Origin of the sequence: Campylobacter sp. LMG 17559 (assembly GCF_024723605.1) — a bacterium.
GTDB lineage: Bacteria > Campylobacterota > Campylobacteria > Campylobacterales > Campylobacteraceae > Campylobacter_D.
The window spans coordinates 1-20,985 of record NZ_JANQCZ010000008.1; the positions used below are offsets into that span (position 1 = coordinate 1).

General features: G+C 30.0%; 18 protein-coding genes. 16 read left to right on the forward strand and 2 right to left on the reverse strand.

All coding sequences use genetic code 11. From position 1 onward, the window contains the following. From CAMP5082_RS05245 to pckA, 4 genes are all read left to right on the forward strand, one after another. Positions 1-756 (forward strand): sodium-dependent transporter (locus tag CAMP5082_RS05245; protein WP_337206117.1); only part of this gene is annotated, 756 nt, incomplete at its 5' end. Positions 757-765: 9 nt separating this feature from the next. Beyond that, positions 766-2,100, forward strand: a complete 1,335-nt coding sequence (locus CAMP5082_RS05250) for a sodium-dependent transporter (protein WP_337206118.1) — start codon at positions 766-768, stop codon at positions 2,098-2,100. Positions 2,101-2,157: 57 nt separating this feature from the next. Beyond that, positions 2,158-3,942, forward strand: a complete 1,785-nt coding sequence (locus CAMP5082_RS05255; RefSeq protein ID WP_337206119.1) for a biotin/lipoyl-containing protein — start codon at positions 2,158-2,160, stop codon at positions 3,940-3,942. 10 nt (positions 3,943-3,952) lie between these two features. Next, positions 3,953-5,527 (forward strand): phosphoenolpyruvate carboxykinase (ATP), encoded by a 1,575-nt coding sequence (pckA, locus tag CAMP5082_RS05260; protein WP_337206120.1) that lies wholly within the window; start codon positions 3,953-3,955, stop codon positions 5,525-5,527. Between the two features lie 17 nt (positions 5,528-5,544). Here pckA and CAMP5082_RS05265 read toward each other — a convergent pair whose 3' ends face one another. Beyond that, positions 5,545-5,910, reverse strand: a complete 366-nt coding sequence (locus CAMP5082_RS05265; RefSeq protein WP_220555324.1) for a histidine triad nucleotide-binding protein — start codon at positions 5,908-5,910, stop codon at positions 5,545-5,547. Positions 5,911-5,994: 84 nt separating this feature from the next. Here CAMP5082_RS05265 and pheS point away from each other — a divergent pair, with 84 nt between their 5' ends. From pheS to efp, 8 genes are read left to right on the forward strand one after another with little or no spacing between them, the layout of a single operon-like run. Beyond that, the gene (gene pheS, locus CAMP5082_RS05270) at positions 5,995-6,987 is read left to right on the forward strand and encodes a phenylalanine--tRNA ligase subunit alpha (RefSeq protein WP_337206159.1); all 993 of its coding nucleotides are present in this window, start codon (positions 5,995-5,997) and stop codon (positions 6,985-6,987) included. After that, the gene (pheT, locus tag CAMP5082_RS05275) at positions 6,984-9,314 is read left to right on the forward strand and encodes a phenylalanine--tRNA ligase subunit beta (protein ID WP_337206121.1); all 2,331 of its coding nucleotides are present in this window, start codon (positions 6,984-6,986) and stop codon (positions 9,312-9,314) included. The genes pheS and pheT overlap by 4 nt, the downstream gene beginning before the upstream one ends. Continuing rightward, positions 9,311-10,597, forward strand: a complete 1,287-nt coding sequence (gene aroA, locus CAMP5082_RS05280; RefSeq protein WP_337206122.1) for a 3-phosphoshikimate 1-carboxyvinyltransferase — start codon at positions 9,311-9,313, stop codon at positions 10,595-10,597. Before pheT ends, aroA begins: the two co-directional genes overlap by 4 nt. Then, positions 10,587-11,423, forward strand: coding sequence for a 4-hydroxy-3-methylbut-2-enyl diphosphate reductase (locus CAMP5082_RS05285; protein WP_039668700.1), 837 nt, complete (start codon positions 10,587-10,589; stop codon positions 11,421-11,423). The genes aroA and CAMP5082_RS05285 overlap by 11 nt, the downstream gene beginning before the upstream one ends. A gap of 55 nt (positions 11,424-11,478) precedes the next feature. After that, positions 11,479-13,146 (forward strand): 30S ribosomal protein S1, encoded by a 1,668-nt coding sequence (locus tag CAMP5082_RS05290; protein WP_087685382.1) that lies wholly within the window; start codon positions 11,479-11,481, stop codon positions 13,144-13,146. A gap of 6 nt (positions 13,147-13,152) precedes the next feature. Further along, positions 13,153-13,632 carry a hypothetical protein gene (locus CAMP5082_RS05295; RefSeq protein WP_337206123.1) on the forward strand — a complete coding sequence of 160 codons (480 nt, stop codon included), beginning with the start codon at positions 13,153-13,155 and terminating at the stop codon, positions 13,630-13,632. Further along, positions 13,629-15,209: a phosphoglycerate dehydrogenase gene (serA, locus tag CAMP5082_RS05300; RefSeq protein ID WP_337206124.1), complete on the forward strand. Its 1,581-nt coding sequence runs from the start codon at positions 13,629-13,631 to the stop codon at positions 15,207-15,209. The genes CAMP5082_RS05295 and serA overlap by 4 nt, the downstream gene beginning before the upstream one ends. Before the next feature lie 60 nt (positions 15,210-15,269). Further along, complete coding sequence (efp, locus tag CAMP5082_RS05305) at positions 15,270-15,839, forward strand: elongation factor P (protein ID WP_039618934.1); 570 nt, start codon at positions 15,270-15,272, stop codon at positions 15,837-15,839. Positions 15,840-15,856: 17 nt separating this feature from the next. Here efp and uvrB read toward each other — a convergent pair whose 3' ends face one another. Further along, positions 15,857-17,830, reverse strand: a complete 1,974-nt coding sequence (gene uvrB / locus CAMP5082_RS05310; RefSeq protein WP_337206125.1) for an excinuclease ABC subunit UvrB — start codon at positions 17,828-17,830, stop codon at positions 15,857-15,859. Positions 17,831-17,984: 154 nt separating this feature from the next. Here uvrB and CAMP5082_RS05315 point away from each other — a divergent pair, with 154 nt between their 5' ends. Genes CAMP5082_RS05315 through CAMP5082_RS05330 form a run of 4 tightly spaced genes read left to right on the forward strand, consistent with a single transcriptional unit; the run spans position 17,985 to position 20,756 of the window. After that, entirely contained in the window at positions 17,985-18,218 is a 234-nt protein-coding gene (locus tag CAMP5082_RS05315) for a hypothetical protein (protein WP_012661890.1), read from the forward strand. After that, entirely contained in the window at positions 18,205-18,444 is a 240-nt protein-coding gene (locus CAMP5082_RS05320) for a hypothetical protein (RefSeq protein WP_012661889.1), read from the forward strand. Before CAMP5082_RS05315 ends, CAMP5082_RS05320 begins: the two co-directional genes overlap by 14 nt. Beyond that, positions 18,445-18,915, forward strand: a complete 471-nt coding sequence (locus CAMP5082_RS05325) for a type II secretion system protein (protein ID WP_257927896.1) — start codon at positions 18,445-18,447, stop codon at positions 18,913-18,915. Continuing rightward, positions 18,912-20,756, forward strand: a complete 1,845-nt coding sequence (locus CAMP5082_RS05330; RefSeq protein WP_337206126.1) for a primosomal protein N' — start codon at positions 18,912-18,914, stop codon at positions 20,754-20,756. The genes CAMP5082_RS05325 and CAMP5082_RS05330 overlap by 4 nt, the downstream gene beginning before the upstream one ends. Positions 20,757-20,985: the final 229 nt, after the last annotated feature.

The following is a 20,985-nucleotide window of genomic DNA, read 5'->3' on the forward strand; positions in this document are numbered from 1 at the left end:
GCAAGTGAGTTTTTGTTTGTACCTGATTTTTCAAAATTAAGTGTTAATTCTATATTAGATGCACTAGGGCTTGCATTTTTTAGTATGTCTTTGGGTGTTTGTGTGATTTTAACTTACGCAGCAAGCTTGCCCGATAAAACAAATTTTATAAGTAGTGCTTTAAATATTATCATCATTAATACTATCATTGGCTTAATGATGGGGCTTATTGTATTTACTTTTATATTTGAATTTGGGGCTGATCCTACCCAACAAGGTCCAGGGCTTATATTTATATCATTAACAACACTTTTTGCAAAATTAGGATTTTTGGGAAATGTTTTAGCCATAGCCTTTTTTATAGCTTTATTTTTTGCAGGGATTACTTCAGCTATTTCTATGATAGAACCTTTTACTTTTTATCTTATAAATCGTTATCAAATTTCAAGAAAGAAAGCTTTGGTTTTTGTAGGTGTGATTGTTTATTTTCTTGGAAGTTTATCTATACTTTCTTTTTATCATGTAAGCGCACCAAGTTTAAATTTCTTTGGAAAAAGTTTTTTTGATATTTTAGACTTTTTCATACAAAATTTATTAATGCCAATTTCTGCTTTAATTACAGCATTTTTTGTGGGTTTTGTACTTAAAAAAGAAGCTTTGCAAATTTTATTTCAACCATTTATGCGTGGGGTATATTTTGAAATTTGGTATATCTTTTTAAGATATATTTCTCCATTAGCAGTGATTTTAATCATGGCCAGACAGCTTTTTTTCTAAGGCATTAAAATGAATGATAAATTTTCTAAAATAGGCTTTGTATTAGCCGTTGCAGGTGGGGCTATAGGGCTTGGAAATGCTTGGAAATTTCCAACCTTAGTAGGGCAAAATGGTGGTTTTGCTTTTGTGCTTTTGTATTTGCTTTTGACTATTAGTGTGGGATTTTGTGTATTTTTGGCTGAAATTGCTATGGGAAGATTAAGTCAAAGTGATCCTGTAAATGCCTATAAAAGCTTAGCAACTAAATATGCTCAAAAATGGAAATTTGCGGGATTTTTTATGCTCGGTGGAATTTTTGTATTATCTTTTTATCTTGTTATTATGGGTTGGGTTTTAAAATACATGATAACTTCGATTTATTATTTGCCTAGTAATACCCAAGAGGCAGGAGCTTTGTTTGGAAATTTAATACAAAATAGTATTTTAGAAAGTAGTTTGTATTTTTTAATTGCTTTTTTTCTTACCTTGTTTGTTGTCTCAAGAGGGGTTAAAAGTGGTATAGAAAAACTGAATGTTTGGATTATGCCAAGTTTATTTATCATGCTTGTATTAATGCTAGTGTATTGCTTTTTTCAAGATGGTTTTAAAGAAGCTTTTGTTTATTTGTTTTATCCTGATTTTACTAAACTTAGTTTAAACTCGGTTTTAACAGCTTTAGGCCTTGCTTTTTTTACCTTATGTTTAGGTATAGGTTGTATTACTACTTACGCAGCTTCATTAAAAGATGATACAAATTTAATCACAAGTTCAGCCATAATTGTGCTTTTAAATATCAGCATAGGCTTAATGATGGGGCTTATTGTATTTACTTTTATATTTAAATTTAATGCCAATCCCGCAGAAGGTGCTGGACTTGTATTTATATCTTTAACGACTTTATTTTCCAACTTAGGTGCTATCTTTGGGCATTTTTTAGCCTTTTATTTTTTCTTAGCTTTGTTTTTTGCAGGGATTACTTCAGCAGTTTCTATGATAGAACCTTTTACTTTTTATCTTGTGAATGAATATAAAATTTCAAGAAAAAAGGCTTTGGTTTTTATAGGTTTTGTGGTTTTTCTTTTAGGGATGAGTTGTATTTTATCTTTTAGTACTAGTTATGGGGCTAGTTTTAGTTTCTTTGGTTTTAGTTTTTTTGATATTTTGGATAAATTAACTTCTAATTTTATGCTCCCACTTGGAGCTATTGCTAGTGCTATTTTTGTAGGATTTTTTGTAGATAAAATGAAAATGTATAATTTGTTTTCTAAATTTATGAGTAAAAGTATTTTTGAAATATGGTATTTTTTACTCAGATTTGTTGCGCCTGTTGCGATTATTATCATTATGTTAAATCAAATTTTATAAATTTATTTTTTAAGAAATAAGGTTATAATTGCAAAGATGCAAAAATAAGGAAAAATTATGGCTAAAAAATTAATTGATGTGATGGATACCACATTTAGAGATGGTTTTCAATCTGTTTATGGTGCTAGAGTTTTGATGAATGACTTTTTTCCTGCCTTAGAAGCAGCTAAAGAAGCAGATATTAAGCATTTTGAATTTGGCGGTGGAGCTAGGTTTCAAAGCTTATTTTTTTATTTAAATGAAAATGCCTTTGAAATGATGGATAAATTTAGAGCCATCGTTGGAAAAGAAGCAAATTTGCAAACCCTTGCAAGAGGGGTTAATACTGTAGCGCTTGATACAGGTAGTAAAGAAATTATTGACTTGCATGCAAAAATGTTTGCAAAACATGGCACAACCACCATAAGAAATTTTGATGCATTAAATGATGTAAATAATTTAAAATTTAGTGGAGAATGTATAGTTAAGCATGGTTTAAAACATGAAATTACTATTACTTTAATGGATTTACCTCCAAAATGTAAAGGCGCGCATGATGTGCCTTTTTATGAAAGAATTTTAAAAGAAATCCTACAAGCGCAAATTCCTTTTGATAGTATTTGTTTTAAAGACGCAAGTGGAACTTCAAATCCAAATAAAATTTATGAAGTTATTAAAATGGCTAGAAAAAACTTACCTGAAAATATGCATATAAGATTACATACGCATGAAACTGCAGGGGTGAGTATAGCATGTTATTTAGCAGCTTTAGAGGCAGGTGTTGATGGTATAGATTTAGCTGCTGCTCCTGTTAGTGGTGGTACTTCTCAACCTGATATTTTAACCATGCTTCATGCTTTAAAGGGAAGTAATTTTGATCTTGGTTTGGATGAAGAGAAAATTTTAAAATATGAAGAAGTGTTAAAAGATTGTTTAAAAGATTATTTTCTACCACCTGAAGCAACAGCGGTAAATCCTTTAATACCTTTTTCACCTATGCCAGGTGGAGCATTAACCGCTAATACACAAATGATGAGAGATAATAATATTTTAGATAAATTTCCTCAAGTTATAAAAGCCATGCAAGAAGTAGTAGAAAAAGGTGGCTATGGCACTTCGGTTACTCCTGTATCGCAGTTTTATTTTCAACAAGCTTTTAATAATGTAATGTTTGGACCTTGGAAAAAAATAGCAGATGGGTATGGTAAGATGGTTTTAGGATATTTTGGAAAAACTCCCGTTGTTCCAGATCCTGAAGTAATTAAACTTGCAAGCGAGCAATTAAAATTAGAACCAACTACAAAATTAGCTACAGATATCGCTGATGCAGATGAGAGTAAAAGTATAGCTTATATTAAAAACTTATTGGAAAAGGAAAATTTAGAAACAAGTGAAGAAAATATTTTTATCGTTGCAGCTTGTAAAGAAAAAGGTATAGCTTTCTTAAAAGGCGAAGCTAAGGTTAATGTTAGAAAAAATAGCAAATTAAAACCAAGTCTTATTAATGAAAATCAATTTACCGTTTCAGTTAATGGTAATAAATACCATGTGGAAGTAAGTGCAGGTTTTGATAGAGATGTTAATGTTAAAAGTGCTGTCAAGGTAAATTCAGACAAAACAGAAGTGAAAAAGGCACAAGTAGATGATAGTGCTAATGCCATAGTTGCGAGTATGAATGCAAATGTATTTAAAATTTTAGTAAAAGAAAATGACAGTGTTAAAGCAGGTCAAGTTGTAGCTGTGCTTGAAGCTATGAAAATGGAGATTGAAGTTAGTGCAAGTAAAGATGGAGAAATTGCAGAACTTTTAATAAATACTGGTGAGAGTGTAAGTGAAGGCCAGGTTTTAATGACTTATAAATAAGGAGGCAAAAATGATAGGTTTAGAAAATTTAGGTTTAGAAAATATCGGGCAAGTTTTTCATAATCTTAGTTATGATGAGCTTTTAAAACATGAAAAAAATAACAATGAAGGTGTATGTACTAAAAATGGTACCCTTAGTGTGGATACGGGAATTTTTACCGGAAGAAGCCCTAAGGATAAATATTTTGTAAAACAAGATCCTTCACAAAAATATATTGCTTGGGGTAAGATTAACCAACCTATTAGCGAGGAATTATTTGAAAAACTTTTAGCAAAAGCTAAAAAGCAACTTAGTAATAGTGATATTTATATCCAAGATGCATATTGTGGTGCTTCGTTAAAAAGTCGCAAAGCTGTGCGTTTTGTAACACAAATTGCTTGGCAAGCGCATTTTGTAAAAAATATGTTTATTCGTCCAAAAGAAGAAGAGCTTGGTGAGTTTAAACCTGATTTTGTGGTGTATAATGCTTGCAAATGTGTGAATGAAGACTATGAAAAAGATGGTTTAAATTCAGAAGTTTTTGTCATTTTTAACATAGAAAAAAATATAGCAGTAATTGGTGGGACTTGGTATGGCGGAGAGATGAAAAAAGGAATTTTTTCTATGATGAATTACTGGCTTCCGCTAGAAAATAAACTTCCTATGCATTGTAGTGCTAATGTTGGAGAAAAAGGTGATGTGGCGCTTTTCTTTGGACTTAGCGGTACAGGTAAAACTACTCTTTCAACCGATCCAAAAAGAAAATTAATAGGCGATGATGAGCATGGTTGGGATGATGAGGGTGTGTTTAATTTTGAAGGAGGTTGTTATGCAAAATGTATTAACCTTGACCCTCAAAGTGAGCCAGAAATTTATGGAGCTATAAAGCAAAATGCACTTTTAGAAAATGTAGTTTTAAAAGATGATTTAAGTGTTGATTTCAATGATGGTTCTAAAACTGAAAATACTAGAGTTTCTTATCCGATAGAACATATTTTAAATCACGAGCCAAGTCTTAGCGCAGGTCATCCTAGTAATATTATTTTCCTTTCAGCAGATGCTTTTGGTGTTTTACCTCCGGTTAGTAAACTTAGTAAAGAACAAGCAATGTATTATTTTCTAAGTGGTTATACTGCAAAAGTAGCAGGAACTGAAAGAGGTATTACTGAGCCTGTTGCGACTTTTTCAGCTTGTTTTGGAGAAGTGTTTTTGCCATTACACCCAACTGTTTATGCAAAACTTTTGGGCGAAAAAATCAGCAAGCATAATGTGAATGTTTATCTAGTAAATACCGGTTGGAGCGGTGGAGCTTATGGTGTAGGCAAAAGAATGAGTATTAAAGCTACTAGAGCTTGCATTAATGCGATTTTAGATGGTAGCATACAAAATTGTGAGTTTGAAAACTATGATTTATTTAATCTTGCAGTTCCAAAAGAATTAGCGGGTGTAGAAAGTAAGTTATTAAACCCTATTAATACTTGGGAAGATAAAAAAGCTTATGAGGAAACCAAATTAAAGCTTGCAAAAATGTTTATAGAAAATTTTAAACGCTATGAAGATGTAAAAGAAGGAGCAGAATTTAAATTAGCTGGTCCTGCTATCTAAAAAGAGTTAAGCTCTTTTTAGAATAGTGATTCAGGATTGATTTGGGTTTCTTTATTTTTTGGAAGCTCAAATCCACCTAACATATGAAAATGTAAATGAAAGACTTCTTGTCCGCTATTTTTTCCACAATTTGTGATTAATCTATACCCACTTTTATCAAGTCCTAAAAGAGTAGCTAATTCTTGGATAAATTGTGTCATTTCACTCATTAATTCAGGTCTTAATTCTTGAAAGTTTTCAAAATGTTCTTTTGGAATGATTAAAATATGAATAGGTGCTTTAGGATTAATATCATGAAAGGCTAAAAATTTTTCACTTTCTAAAACTTTATTAGCAGGGATTTTTCCTTCTATGATTAGTTCAAATACGGTTTTTTCTCTCATTTAATAGTCCTTTTTTTGTTATTTTTGCTAATTTTAAATAATTTTACATTAGAATGTTTAAAAAAAATTTAGTTGGAGCTAAAATTGCAAGATATGATAGAAAAAATTGCTTCTGCAAGTACTTTAGCAGAACTTGAAAATATAAAAGTAAGTGTTTTAGGAAAAAAAGGTATTTTGACTTTGGAATTTGCAAAGTTAAAAGATTTGCAAGGTGAAGAAAAAAAAGAATTTGCTAATGGTTTAAATAAAGCAAGAGATGAATTTAATGAAGCTTATCAAATAAAATTAAAAGAATTAGAAGAAAAAGCTTTAAATGAAAAAATGAAACAAGATGTGCAAGATTTTAGCTTTTTTGATGAAACTTCAAATGCAGGTGCTTTGCACCCAATCATGCAAACTATGGATAAAATCATAGAATATTTTACAGCTTTAAATTTCAGCATAGAAAAAGGGCCTTTGATTGAGGATGATTTTCATAATTTTGAAGCATTAAATTTACCACAAAATCATCCTGCAAGAGATATGCAAGATACTTTTTATTTTGAAGATAAAACCTTGCTTAGATCCCAAACTTCTCCAGTTCAAATTAGAACTATGCTATCTCAAAAACCACTTATTAGAATGATAGCACCAGGTGCAGTTTTTAGAAGAGACTTTGATATTACCCATACACCTATGTTCCATCAAGTGGAAGGACTTGTGGTAGAAGAGGGTGATAAGGTAAATTTTGCAAATTTAAAAGATATGCTAGAACATTTTTTAAAACATATGTTTGGTGATGTAAAAGTGCGTTTTAGACCTAGCTTTTTTCCTTTTACAGAGCCATCTGCTGAAGTAGATATTTCTTGTGTATTTTGTAAAGGTTGTGGATGTAGGGTTTGTAAGCAAACAGGATGGCTTGAAGTTTTAGGATGTGGTGTTGTTGATCCTAATGTTTATAAATTTGTTGGTTATAAAAATGTAAGTGGCTATGCTTTTGGTTTGGGTGTGGAGCGTTTTGCTATGCTTTTACATAAAATTCCTGATTTGCGTTCTATGTTTGAAGGTGATTTAAGATTATTGGAGCAATTTAGATGATTATTAGTAGAAATTGGTTAAATGAATGGATTGATTTAAGTGAAATATCAACGCAAACTATAGTAAATACTTTAAATTCTATAGGATTAGAAGTTGATAGTTTCAAAAGTGTCAAAGCTCCCCAAAAAGTTGTAATAGGTAAGGTTTTAGAAAAAGTTAAACATGAAAATTCAGATAAATTGAATATTTGCAAAGTAGATGTTGGGAATGAAATTTTACAAATTGTTTGTGGTGCAAAAAATGTTGATAAAGATCAATTTGTAGCCGTATCTTTAGTGGGTGCAGTGCTTCCAAATGGACTTGAGATAAAACCTGCCAAACTTAGAGGGGTTGAATCTATGGGTATGATTTGCTCTTCTAGTGAGCTTGGTTTTGGAAAAAGCAATGAAGGCATTATGGTTTTAGATGAAAGCATGGGAGAATTAGTTCTAGGAAAAGCTTTAAATGATTATGAACTTTTTAATGATGAATTAATTGAAATTGAGCTTACTCCAAATCGCGGAGATTGCTTGAGCTTATATGGTGTTGCTAGAGATTTAAGCGCAGCACTTGATTTAAATTTAAAAGAATTAAATCCTTTAAAAGAAAGCGAAAATAGCGTAGGTATAGGAAGAATACTAAGTGTTAAAAATCAGAGTGATGTTGAAGGCTTTTTTGCTTATAAAGCATTAGAGATTAAAGAAGAATTTAAGCTAAATATTACGATACAAATTCGCCTTGCCTTGATTGAAGCATATAAAAATAATAACATAGAAAATCTTTTAACATATGCAACTCATGCAAGTGGAGTGATTTTTTGTGCTTATGATTTTCATAAACTTTGTCAAGATTGTCAAATCGATGAAAAGATTGTTTTAGAAATTAAAACTCAAGAACATGGAGAATATGGAGTTTATTATAAAGATGAGTTGATTGCTTTAGCGGGTATAGAGCAAGAAGATAAATTTAAAATTAATGATGAGAGCAAAATCATCATTATAGAAGCAAGTTATACTCATCCTCAAACTATAGCAAATGCAATGGCCTTTTATAAAAAGAAAAATGACACTATATATCGTTCTTTAAGAGGTAGTGAGCCTAAGCTTTCTTTGGGAATGGAGTATTTATTTAATGAGTGCTTGAAAATTAGTGCGATGAGTGTTTTTTCTGGAAGTCAACAAGTTTTTAAAGAAAATGAAGCAAATATTATTGGTATTTTTGGTGCAGAGATTGATAAAATCATTGGTATGCCTATAGATAAAAATAATTTAGTAAAAATTCTTAAAAAACTAGGCTTTGAAATAAGTGTAGTAAATGATGAGCAATTTAATATCAAAATCCCACTTCATCGCAGTGATATAGCAAATATAGCTGATATTAGTGAAGAGATAGTAAGAATTGTTGGCATTGATAATATCCCATCAAAAGCTTTAGAATTTAAAGAAAAAAATCGCCTAAATCAAGTATATTTTGATTATCAAGAGCTTAAAAATTTAAGATTAAAAGCAAGTAGTAATGGATATTTTGAAAGTGTGCATTATGTTTTAGATAATGAAGAAGAATTAGGTCAATTAGGATTTAAATGCATTAAAAATAAGCTTATTAATCCTATCACCAATGAACTTAATACTTTAAGAAGCACTTTGATAAATCACCTTTTAAATGCAGCAAGCTTTAATCTAAGAAATTCAAAAAAGAAAATCAAACTTTTTGAATGTGGTAGTGTTTTTGATGAGTTTTCAAATGAGCATGCTAAATTTGCGATGATCTTTAGTGGCTACAAAGAAGAAGCTAAAATCACAAATAAGGCCAAGCCTGTTTTGGTAGATTTTTATACTTTTTTAGCAGAATTAAAAAGCATTATAGGTGATTTTAGTTTGCAAAAATCAGAATATGTATTTTTAAGCCCATATGAGCAAGCAAATGTATATAAAAATGGTAAGCGTATAGGGTTTATAGGTAGAGTGCATTTAAGTATAGAAAATAAAAGAGATTTGGTTAAAACTTATATTTGTGAGCTTGATTTAGAAGGCTTAAAACAAGACTTTAAAACCGCTAAAGCTTATTCTAAATTTCCATCTATGAGCAGGGACTTAAGTATAGTTATACCTAAGGGTTTTGAATATGAAAAAATCAAACATACCATTGCTAAATTAGATATTGAAAGATTAGAAAGTTTTAGAGTAGTAGATTTATATACAGATGAGAATTTAGGCGATTTTTATAGCTTGACTATTAATTTAGTATTTAGAGATTTTGAAAAAACCTTAGAAGATAATATTATTCTTGAATATATTGATAAAATCATCAAAGCTTTAGATGATGAGTATGGTTTAAAACTTCGATGAAAATCAGTCCTATTAGTTCTTTTACAGCAGAGCTTGAAGATATAGCTTCTGATAAGTCTATATCTCATCGCTTTGCTATCTTTTCTTTGCTTACCCAAGGAACTTGCAAAATTAAAAATTATTTAAAAGCCCAAGATACTTTACATACTTTAGCAATCATTCAAGCCTTGGGAGCTGAGGTTGAAGAAATTGATGGATTAATTTGCATTAAAGCTCCAAAATATATAAAATCTCCAAATTGTGTTTTAGATTGTGGCAATTCAGGTACAGCTATGAGACTTTTAATAGGTCTTTTAAGCGCTATTGAAGATGAATTTTTTGTTCTTAGTGGGGATTGTTATTTAAATGCTAGGCCGATGAGACGTGTAAGTGAGCCTTTGATGAGTTTAGGAGCTAAAATTTATGGAAGAGCTAATGCAAATCTAGCACCTATTTGTATACAAGGGGCTAAGTTAGATGGTTTTGATTTTAGTAGTAATATTGCTTCAGCTCAGGTAAAATCAGCTTTAATCTTAGCAGCTTTATTTGCCAAAAAAGAAAGTTATTTTAAAGAAATTGAGCTTTCAAGAGATCATAGTGAGATTATACTTAATAAAATGGGAGCTTGTATTGAATATTTAAATGAGGAAAAAACTTTTATCAAAATCAATCCTCTAAAAGAAAAATTAAAAGCATTTGAAGTATGTGTACCAAATGATCCATCATCGGCCTTTTACTTTGCCTTAGCTGCTTGTATTTTACCTCATTCAAAAGTAGTTTTAAAAAATGTTTTGTTAAATAAAACACGTATTGAAGCCTTTAAAATTTTAGAAAAAATGGGTGCAAAGATCACCTATAATATTACCAATGAAGATTTTGAAAGTATTGGAGAAATTTATGTTGAAAGTGCGCCTTTAAAGGCGGTAAATGTGAGTGAAAATATCGCATGGTTGATTGATGAAATTCCAGCTTTGGCTATAGCTTTTGCTTGTGCAAAAGGAAAAAGCATTATAAAAAATGCTAAAGAATTACGCGTAAAAGAAAGTGATAGAATCAAATCAATTGTATTAAATTTGCAAAAATGTGGCATAAAAGTAAAAGAATTAGAAGATGGTTTTGAAGTAGAAGGTGGCGAAGTTAAAAGTGCTAAAATAGAAAGCTTTGGAGATCATAGAATTGCGATGAGTTTTTTAATTTTAGGTTTAAGATGTGGAATGGAAGTAGATGATAGTGAATGTATTAAAACTTCTTTTCCAAATTTTATTGAGATTTTAAAGCAAATAGGAGCTAAAATTGGAGATTGAACTAGCAAAAAGCTATGGATTTTGTTTTGGGGTAAAAAGAGCTATTAAAAAGGCTGAACAGATTAAGGATGCAGCTACTATAGGCCCTTTAATTCATAATAATGAAGAAATCACAAGACTTTGGAAAAATTATAATGTTAAAACATTAAATGATATTAATGAATTAAGCACAGAAAAAAAAGCCATCATTAGAACTCATGGTATTACAAAGCAAGATTTAGAAAAATTAAAGCAAAAAGATATAGAAATTTTTGATGCAACTTGTCCTTTTGTAACTAAACCTCAAAAAATTTGCGAGCAAATGAGTAATGAAGGCTATGAAGTTGTGATTTTTGGAGATGAAAATCATCCTGAAGTAAAAGGGGTTAGAAGTTATGTAAGTACTAAAGCTTATGTGGTTCTTGATGAAAAAGAATTATTTGATATTAAATTGCCTTCTAAAATTGCAGTGGTATCACAAACTACAAAAAAGATAGAAAAATTTATGGAAATTGTAAATTATTTAATGCTTAGGGTTAAGGAAGTGCGCGTTTTTAATACCATATGTGATGCGACTTTTAAAAATCAAGAAGCAATCAATGAGCTTGCTAAAAAAAGTGATGTAATGATAATAGTTGGAGGAAAAAATTCAGCTAATACTAAGCAACTTTTTTTGATAGCAAAAAACTACTGCGAGGATAGCTATTTAATCGAAAATGAAAAAGAAATTCAAAAAGAATGGTTTAGTGGCAAAGAAAAATGCGGTATTAGTGCAGGTGCTTCTACACCTGATTGGGTGATTGATTTGGTTTTGGAAAAAATCAAAGAATACACCAAAATTAACTAAGTTTAAAGAAAACAATACTATAATCAAGAATTAAAATTTAAAACAAAGGACCACGATGAGCGAGGTGAACAAAAAAGTTCAAAACAGACTAGAGGATATTATCATAGAAGAAGATTTTGAGCAAATGCTTGAGGAATCTTTCAAGTCTGATGAGGAGGCAACTACACAGGGTATAATTGTCGCGATTAAAGGTGATGAGGTATTTGTAAATGTAGGGCAAAAATCAGAAGGTATTTTAGCAATAGAAGAAATTCAAAATGACAAAGGCGAATTTATCTTCAAAGAAGGCGATACATTAGAAGTTGCTATAGTGGGTTCTCGCGGTGGCAGATCTTTACTTTCTCATAAAAAAGCTTTAAGAAAGCAAAAAGTTAAAGAATTTATTGATAATTATAAAGATGATGAAAGTATATTTGATGTAAAAATCATTGGTAAAAATAGAGGTGGCTTTGTGGCTGTGGATGAAAATGGAGTAGAATTTTTCTTGCCAAAATCACAAAGTAGCTTTAAAGATTCAAATAACATCATCAACAAAACTTTCAAAGTTAAAATCATCAAAATTGATAAAGAAGCTCAAAGCATAGTAGTTTCTAGAAAAAAAATAGTAGATGAAGAAAGAAAAAAACGCAAAGAGATTATCTCAAATGTGTTAAATCAAGAAGAAATTATAGAAGGTATTGTTAAAAAAATCACTACCTATGGTATGTTTGTTGATGTAGGCGGTGTTGATGGTTTGGTTCACTATAGTGAAATTTCTTATAAAGGGCCAGTAAATCCTAGTTCATTATATAATGAGGGTGATAAGGTTCCTGTAAAAGTGATTAAATATGATAAAGATAAAAAACATCTTTCTTTATCTATCAAACTTGCTATGCCTGATCCTTGGGATGAAATTAAAGATGGTTTAGAGGTTGGTGACACCATTAAGGTTACAGTTTCAAATATAGAGCCATATGGTGCTTTTGTTGATTTGGGAAATGATATAGAAGGATTTTTACATATAAGTGAAATTTCTTGGGATAAAAATGCTAAAAACCCAAAAGATTATATTAGCGAAGGTCAAGAGCTTGATGTAGAAGTAATTGAGATTAATGCTAAAGAAAGAAGACTTAGAGTTTCTTTAAAAAATTTATTAGCAAAACCTTTTGATGAGTTTTTAAAATCACATAAGGTAGGTGATGTGGTAAAAGGTAGTGTTACTTCTGTAACTAATTTTGGTGCCTTTGTAAAAATTGCAAACTTAGAAGGTTTGTTGCATAATGAAGATGCTTCATGGAATAGAAACGATAAATGCAAAGATATGTATAAAGTTGGTGATGTTATAGAAGTTAAAATCATCAAGCTTGACAAAGAAAATCAAAAAATTTCTTTAAGTACTAAAGAATTGCAAAAAAGTCCTGTGCAGGTTTATGCACAAAAACACCAAGTAAATGATATTATCTCAGGAAAAATTAGAGATATTAAGGATTTTGGAGTTTTTGTTGAGCTTGAAGAGGGCGTTGATGCACTAATTCACAAAGAAGATTTGGGTAATATTGATTTTTCAAGTTTAAAAGTAGGCGATACAATAGAAGCTTTAATTGTTTTCATTGATGAAAAGAAAAATAGAATTCGTTTAAGCGTAAAAAGTCTTGCAAGAATGAAAGAAAGAGAAGCGTTAAATGAAATCAATGATAATGATAAAGTAACTTTAGGTGATATTATCAAAGATCAACTTTCATAATAACAAATGAAAAAATATACCCTTTATGGTATTTTAGGCTTTTTAAGCCTAGTTTTGATTGTTGCTTTTGTTTTTATGGTGAGATATGTAAGTGTTGGAAATTTACCTATCTCACAAAATGTTAAATATTCTTTTGATGAGATAAAAAAAGAGTTGCCACAAACTTGGCAAGATAAACTTTCAAATCTTAAAGTTAATGATTTTTCTCCAGCAGCGAATGAATTTTATATGAGTTTTAATATGGATGATTCTGTAGTAAAACCAAAACAAAAATTTTATATGCTCGATGTAAATAAAAACGATGTTTATTCTATGTTTTGTTTAAAGCAAACTTTGCATTCTTTTTTTATCAAATACACTTTAACACAAAGCAAAGATGAAGTGGCAATTTATTTAGATACAAATAATGAAAAAGTTTTAAACACACTGATCGACAAATTAAAAATTTACAACATAAATGCAAAATTAAAGGAGGTTTGGTTATGAAAAAAATTATTGTATGTGATGCAATATTAGACAAAGGTGTGGAGCTTTTAAGAAAAGCTGATGATGTAGAGCTTATTGAAGCAGCGCATTTACCTAAAGATGAGCTTTTGACAAAATTAAGTGATGTGGATGTAGCTATTACTAGAAGTTCAACAGATGTGGATTTGAAATTTATCAATGCATGTTCTAATTTAAAAGCTTTAGTTAGAGCAGGTGTTGGGGTTGATAATGTTGATATAGATGAATGTTCTAAAAAAGGCATTATAGTTATGAATGTACCAACGGCTAATACCATAGCAGCGGTTGAACTTACTATGAATCACCTATTATGCTCTGCAAGATCTTTTGTAAATGCTCATAATTTTTTAAAAATACAAAGAAGATGGGAAAGAGAAAAGTGGTATGGTGTTGAACTTATGAACAAAACTTTAGGGGTTATAGGTTTTGGTAATATAGGTTCAAGAGTAGCTGTACGCGCAAAAGCTTTTGGTATGAAAGTTATAGCTTATGATCCTTATGTGGTAGCTTCTAAAATGACTGATTTGGGTATTGAGTGCGTGAATTCTTTAGATACAATTTTAACTCAAAGTGATTTTATTACCATACATACACCAAAAACAAAAGAAACAACAGATATGATTTCTTTTGAAGAAATTTCTAAAATGAAAGATGGTGTAAGATTGATAAATTGCGCCAGAGGTGGTCTGTATAATGAAGATGCTTTGTGTGAGGGATTAAAAAGTGGTAAAATAGCTTGGCTTGGTATCGATGTGTTTAATAAAGAACCTGCAACTAATCATCCATTTTTAGATTTTGAAAATGTTTCTGTTACTTCTCATCTTGGTGCAAATACTTTAGAAAGTCAAGAAAATATAGCTATCCAAGCATGCGAGCAAGCTTTAAATGCTGCAAGAGGAATTTCTTATCCTAATGCTTTAAATTTACCAATTAAAACTGAAGATTTGCCAAGTTTTGTAGCACCTTATATTGAGCTTATTTCTAAAATGGGCTTTTTGGCTGCTCAGCTTGATAAAACTCCTATTAAGGCTATTAAACTTGAAAGTGAAGGACAAATTAGTGAGTATAATGTGTCTTTGCTAACTTTTGCAACAGTGAGTGTTTTAAGAGGAATTTTAGGTGAAAATATTAATTATATTAACGCACATTTTGTAGCTAAAGACAAGGGTGTGGAACTTTCTTCTTGTATTTTACCAAGTAGTGGTTATAGTAACAAAATCACCATAAAGGTAATTACAGATAATTCTAACCTTTCTATCTCAGGGACTATTTTTGGTGAAAATGAACAAAGAATAGTAGAATTAAACGGTTTTGATGTAGATTTTAAACCAAAAGGGAAAATGATAATTTTAAATAATAATGACATACCAGGAGTTATTGCTAATGTTAGCGGAATTTTAGCTAAAAATAATGTCAATATAGCTGATTTTAGACTTGGTAGAAATGGCTTTGGAAAAGCTTTAGCTGTGATTTTGCTTGATGCAAAAATTTCAAAAGCTTTACTTGAGGAATTAAGGGCAGTTGATGCTTGTATTTTTGCAGAATATGCAGAAATTTAAGGCTTTTTATAAGCCTTAATTGTTACAATTATTTTTTAATTTTAAAATTAAGGAAAATATATGGCTTCTTATGGAATGGGAGATTTAAAAAAAGGTTTAAAAATAGAAATTGATGGTATTCCTTTTAAAATCGTAGAATATCAACACGTAAAACCAGGAAAAGGTCCTGCTTTTGTACGTATTAAAATTAAATCTTTTATCGATGGTAAGGTTTTAGAAAAAACTTTCCATGCAGGAGATAAATGTGAATCTCCAAATTTAGAAGAAAAACAAATGCAATATCTATACGATGATGGTGAAAATTGTCAATTTATGGATACTCAAACTTATGAGCAAGTTGCAATTAGCGATGAAGATGTGGGTGAAGCTAAAAAATGGATGCTTGATGGAACTATGGTGGATGTTTTATTCCACAATGGAAAAGCAATAGGTGTGGAAGTGCCTCAAGTAATGGAGCTTAAAATTATCGAAACAGCACCAAATTTTAAAGGTGATACTCAAGGTTCAAACAAAAAGCCAGCTACTTTAGAAACAGGTGCAGTAGTGCAAATTCCTTTCCATGTATTAGAAGGGGAAGTAATTCGCGTTGATACTGTGCGTGGAGAGTATATAGAAAGAGCAAATAAATAATCCCTTATTTTAAGGGATTATAAAGTTCTTAATTTATTAATCTCATCTCTAAGCATTGCCGCTTTTTCAAATTCAAGATTTTTAGCTGCTTCTAACATTTGTTTTCTTAATTCTTTTACTATTTTAGCGCGTTCTTTTGCAGGCATTTTTTCAAGTTCTTTGCCTTTACGATAAATTTCTCCTTGCTCAAGTTCATGTTTTAAACTTTCTTCTATATTTCTTTTTACTGAGGTTGGTGTGATGTTGTGTTTTTTATTATAAGCTTCTTGTAAAGCCCTTCTTTTGTTAGTAGTATCGATAGCTTCTTGCATAGATTTTGTGATTTTTTTGGCAAAAAGTAAAACTTTTCCATTGACATTTCTAGCAGCACGCCCCATCGTTTGAATGAGTGCAGTGGTACTTCTTAAAAAGCCTTCTTTATCTGCATCCATAATGGCTATAAGAGAAACTTCAGGCAAGTCAAGTCCTTCTCTTAAAAGATTAATCCCGATTAAAATATCAAAAGCACCACTTCTTAAACCACGGATGATTTCATTACGCTCTATTGCATCAATTTCTGAGTGCATGTATTTTACTTTTAAGCCAAGTTCTAAGTAGTATTTACTAAGCTCTTCAGCCATTTTTTTAGTTAAAACGGTTATTAAAACTCTTTCATTGCGTTCTATAACTTTTTTAGCTTCATCGTATAAAATTTCTACTTGATTTTCACTATCTTTGATTTCTATTTTAGGATCTAAAAGCCCTGTTGGACGCATGATTTGATAAAAAATATTTTCTTTGCTTAATTCTAGTTCTAAAGGTGCAGGTGTAGCTGAAACAAATAAAAATTTACAATTTTTATTAATAAATTCATCAAACATCAAAGGTCTATTATCTAAGGCACTTGGCAAGCGAAAACCATAATCAACCAAAGTTTGTTTTCTACTTCTATCCCCTGCAAACATCCCGCGAAATTGTGGTAAAGATACATGAGATTCATCCACAATGACTAAAAAGTCTTGGTTTTTAATAGCAAAATAATCAAAAAGTGTATAAGGTGTATCACCACTTTTAAGCCCTGTTAAATGCAAAGCATAATTTTCAACTCCTTTACACATTCCAGTGCTTTGAAGCATTTCAAGGTCAAATTCTACTCTTTGTTTTAACCTTTGTGCTTCTACGAGTTTATTTTCATTTTCAAAATAAGCAAGGCGTTCATTTAATTCAGCTTTTATACCTTTTATAGCCTCTTTAAGCCTAACTTCACCTACGCTAAATTGACTGGTTGGGTAAAGTATGAATTTTTTTAAATCTTTACCTTTTTTATTTTCTAAGACATTATAATGATACATCGCCTCAAGCTCATCGCCAAAAAACTCAAGCCTAATAGCTTCATCTTCATAATAAGCTGGATATATATCTACTATATCTCCATTTACTCTAAAATCAGCTCTATCAAAGAAATTATCATTGCGTTTATAACCCATGTCTACAAGTTTTTTTAAAAGTTCTTTTTGTGAAATTTGCATATTTAGTTCTAAAATTAAAACCATACCTACATACTCACTTGGATTTCCCAAACCATAATTTGCTGAAACACTAGCTATACAAATAACATCATCATAACTTAAAAGCGAAGCACTTGTGCTTAGTCTTAATCTTTCTAAATCTTCATTAGTGGAACTATCTTTTTCTATAAAAACATCTGTTCTTGGTATATAAGCTTCTGGCTGATAATAATCATAATAGCTTATAAAATACTCCACATGATTATTTGCAAAAAAACCTTTAAATTCGCTATAAAGTTGCGCACATAAGCTTTTATTGTGACTCATGATAAGAGTAGGCATGTTTAAGTTTTTGATGATATTTGCCATAGTGAAAGTTTTTCCACTGCCTGTAACACCTAGCAAGGTTTGGTATTTATTACCCGCTTTAATGCTTTTTACTATACCATCAATGGCTTGTTTTTGATCAGGACTTGGCTTAAAATCACTAGTAAGTTCAAACATAAATTTTCCTAACTTGTATTTTTGCTAATTTTACACAAAATTTTTTGTAAAAATTTAAATTTTAAAACAAAAAGCTATGCAAAATTAAATTTTTTTTTGTTACAATTATGTGTTTAAAATACTCTAAATATAAAATCAATAAAGGCAAGAAAATATGTATGATGAAAGAATAATCAACACAATGACAGATAAAGTAAATGAGCTTTTGGCTAAATATAATGAAGTATGTGAAATCAATGAAAATTTAAGAAATGAATTAGTAAGTGTAAAAGCACAAAATGAAGCTAAAAACAATCAAATCGCACGTTTAGAAGAAGAGCTTAAAAATAAAAATATTGAAAGCGAAGATGTGATCAAAAAAATAGAGGCAGTTCTTGGCAAACAATAACCAAAGAAAAGTTACAATTAATGTCTATGCAAAAGACTTTGTTGTAACATGCAGTAATGAATTTGCAAATCATCTTGAAGATGAAATTGCTTTAATTTCTGGAGGTACAGGCAAGATAGAGCTTGCAAATTTCATTAATGCTTTTGTAAAACTTAGCTATGAAAACTATATCTTAAAAAAAGAACTCAATAAACTTATCAATACTATCGATGAAGAAATAAAATAAATGCAAACAAAAAAAGCTTTTACTTTGATAGAGCTTGTTTTTTGTATGATGATTATTGCTATTCTTAGCGTAATTGCTTATCCGTATTTTTCTTTTGGAAAAAATGATGCTAAACTCATTCAAGTAAAAAGTGAGGTGGAGCTTATCAATGCTTCTTTGTCTTTACTTAGAAATCAGTTTTTATTTAAAGAAAGTAAGGATTTTCCAGCAATTTTAGATGAAGCTTTGATAAATAGTGAAAATCAAAAATTATTTGTATGTTCTCATTCTCAAAATCATAAAAATACAAAACAATGCACTTACAGCGTTTTAGAAAAACCAATCATTTCATCTAAAAAATCGTGGATGAAAATAGCAAATACTCAATATAGATTTTTTATAAATTCTAAAAATTACATAGATTTTTCTTATAATAGTGAAAAAGTTTTTTTAGAATGTGTGAGTTTAAATTGTAAGGATTATGGGTTTTGAATTTTTATCAACTTGCTATTAAAGGATATTATTTAGATACCTTAACTTACGAAAGTGAAGAAGAATTTGAAATTTTAGATGAGGTAATAGTTGATCTTGCAAGGAAAAAAAATCTCAAAGCTATAATTTTACAAAAATGTTCAAAGCCTGATTTTAAAACCCAAGCTATAAAGGAAAAAACAGGTTTTAAACTAACGCAATATCAATACGAACTCGCTCAATTTATTGCTTATTATTATGCTGGTAAAATAGCTTTTGTTTTAGGTATGTTTGAAAGTATTAAAGAGTATAAAAATGAAAAAATTTATATAGAAAAAGCACCTAGTTTAAGTAAAAATCAACAAGAGGCTTTGGAATTTATAAAAACCAAACAAACTAGTTTGCTATTTGGTGATACAGGAAGTGGTAAAACTGAAATTTATATTAGCTTGATAAAAGAATATTTAGAGCAAGGAAAGCAGGTTTTGCTTTTAATGCCAGAAATCGCTCTAACTCCACAAATGCAAAAAAGATTAAAAGTGTATTTTGGCGAGCATTTTTTCTTGTGGCATTCTAAAATTACTAAGAAAAAAAAGCAAGAATATTTGCAAGATTTAGCAAATTCAAAAGCTCTTTTGGTAGTGGGAGCTAGGTCGGCTTTGTTTTTACCTTTTAAGAATTTGGGTTTGATTATTATTGATGAAGAGCATGATAATTCTTATAAAGCTTCTAATAATCCAAAAATCAATGCAAGAGATTTGGCTTTATTTATAGCAAAAAAAATGCATATAAAAGTTCTTTTAGGTTCTGCTACTCCAAGTGTTGTAAGTTTTTATAAACATCCTTGTTTTAGGCTTAAAGGAACTTTCTTTGAAAGTAAAAAGCAGTTTTTATACGATGAGAGTGAGCTTAGTATTTCGTCAAAATTACTTTTAGAATTAAAAATTAGCTTAAGAAATAAAAAGCAAGCCGTGGTATTTTTGCCTACAAGGGCAAATTTTAGACAAATTTTATGCAAAGAATGCGCTAATACTATTAAATGCCCTTTTTGTTCTATTGCTTTGAGTTTGCACAAAAATAAAAATGCATTAAAATGCCATTATTGTAATTTCACTAAAGAAATCGATCAAACCTGCCCAACTTGCAATGGAGTTATGCTTGAAGCTAAAAAAATGGGCACAGCAGAGCTTTGTGAGCTTTTAGAAAAAGAATTAGCTGAGTTTAATCCTATCATAAAAAGATTTGATAGTGATGAGATTAGCAGTGTAAAAAAGCTTGATATGATTTTAAAAGATTTTAACCAAGAAAAAATTGATATTTTAGTAGGCACTTCCATGCTTGCTAAAGGGCATGATTATCACAACGTGGATTTAAGTGTGATTTTAGGTCTTGATGAGTATTTATTTAGACCTAATTTTAAAGCCTTAGAAGAGACTTTGGCTCTTGCTATGCAAGTAGCAGGTCGTGCAGGTCGAAAGGGTGAGGGTAGGGTGCTTTTACAAACTAAGAATAGATCTTTTTTTGAAAAATATATACAAGATTACGATAGTTTTTTAAAAGATGAATTAAATGCTAGGAGCGGGCTTTACCCTCCATTTAAAAGACTTTTAAGGCTAATTATTGAAGATGAGGATAAAAACAAAGCTTTAAATTTATGTGAATTTATAGCTAATAAAGTTCAAGAATTAAAACAAGTGCAATTAGTAGGCCATGGTGCTTGTGGTATTGAAATGCTAAATAAAAAATGGCGTTTTTATGTATTATTGCGTGCTAATACTCACCAAGAGCTTGTAAAATTTGAGCATTTTGCTTTAAATTTTAAAAATATTACTTGCGATATAGATCCAGTTGATTTTTCTTGAAAAATATATTTATTTATAAATAATTATTATTTTATAATAAAAACAATATTTTATTTTTAATTTTAAATTTATTTTGATAAGAATATACTTTTTTAATTTCTTAAATTTAAAGGAGAGAAAATGAAAAAGTTTAGTTTTCTTACAAACTGTGTACTTTTTGGTGCTTTGTTTAATAATGCTTTAGCTTGCACTACTATTTTAGTACCAAATGAAGCAAGTAAAGATGGCT

Coding starts and splice junctions, on each gene's coding strand:
- CAMP5082_RS05250 (WP_337206118.1), top strand. CDS start 766: ATGAATGATAAATTTTCTAAAATAGGCTTTGTATTAGCCGTTGCAGGT.
- CAMP5082_RS05255 (WP_337206119.1), top strand. CDS start 2,158: ATGGCTAAAAAATTAATTGATGTGATGGATACCACATTTAGAGATGGT.
- pckA (WP_337206120.1), top strand. CDS start 3,953: ATGATAGGTTTAGAAAATTTAGGTTTAGAAAATATCGGGCAAGTTTTT.
- CAMP5082_RS05265 (WP_220555324.1), bottom strand. CDS start 5,910: ATGAGAGAAAAAACCGTATTTGAACTAATCATAGAAGGAAAAATCCCT.
- pheT (WP_337206121.1), top strand. CDS start 6,984: ATGATTATTAGTAGAAATTGGTTAAATGAATGGATTGATTTAAGTGAA.
- aroA (WP_337206122.1), top strand. CDS start 9,311: ATGAAAATCAGTCCTATTAGTTCTTTTACAGCAGAGCTTGAAGATATA.
- CAMP5082_RS05290 (WP_087685382.1), top strand. CDS start 11,479: ATGAGCGAGGTGAACAAAAAAGTTCAAAACAGACTAGAGGATATTATC.
- CAMP5082_RS05295 (WP_337206123.1), top strand. CDS start 13,153: ATGAAAAAATATACCCTTTATGGTATTTTAGGCTTTTTAAGCCTAGTT.
- serA (WP_337206124.1), top strand. CDS start 13,629: ATGAAAAAAATTATTGTATGTGATGCAATATTAGACAAAGGTGTGGAG.
- efp (WP_039618934.1), top strand. CDS start 15,270: ATGGCTTCTTATGGAATGGGAGATTTAAAAAAAGGTTTAAAAATAGAA.
- uvrB (WP_337206125.1), bottom strand. CDS start 17,830: ATGTTTGAACTTACTAGTGATTTTAAGCCAAGTCCTGATCAAAAACAA.
- CAMP5082_RS05315 (WP_012661890.1), top strand. CDS start 17,985: ATGTATGATGAAAGAATAATCAACACAATGACAGATAAAGTAAATGAG.
- CAMP5082_RS05325 (WP_257927896.1), top strand. CDS start 18,445: ATGCAAACAAAAAAAGCTTTTACTTTGATAGAGCTTGTTTTTTGTATG.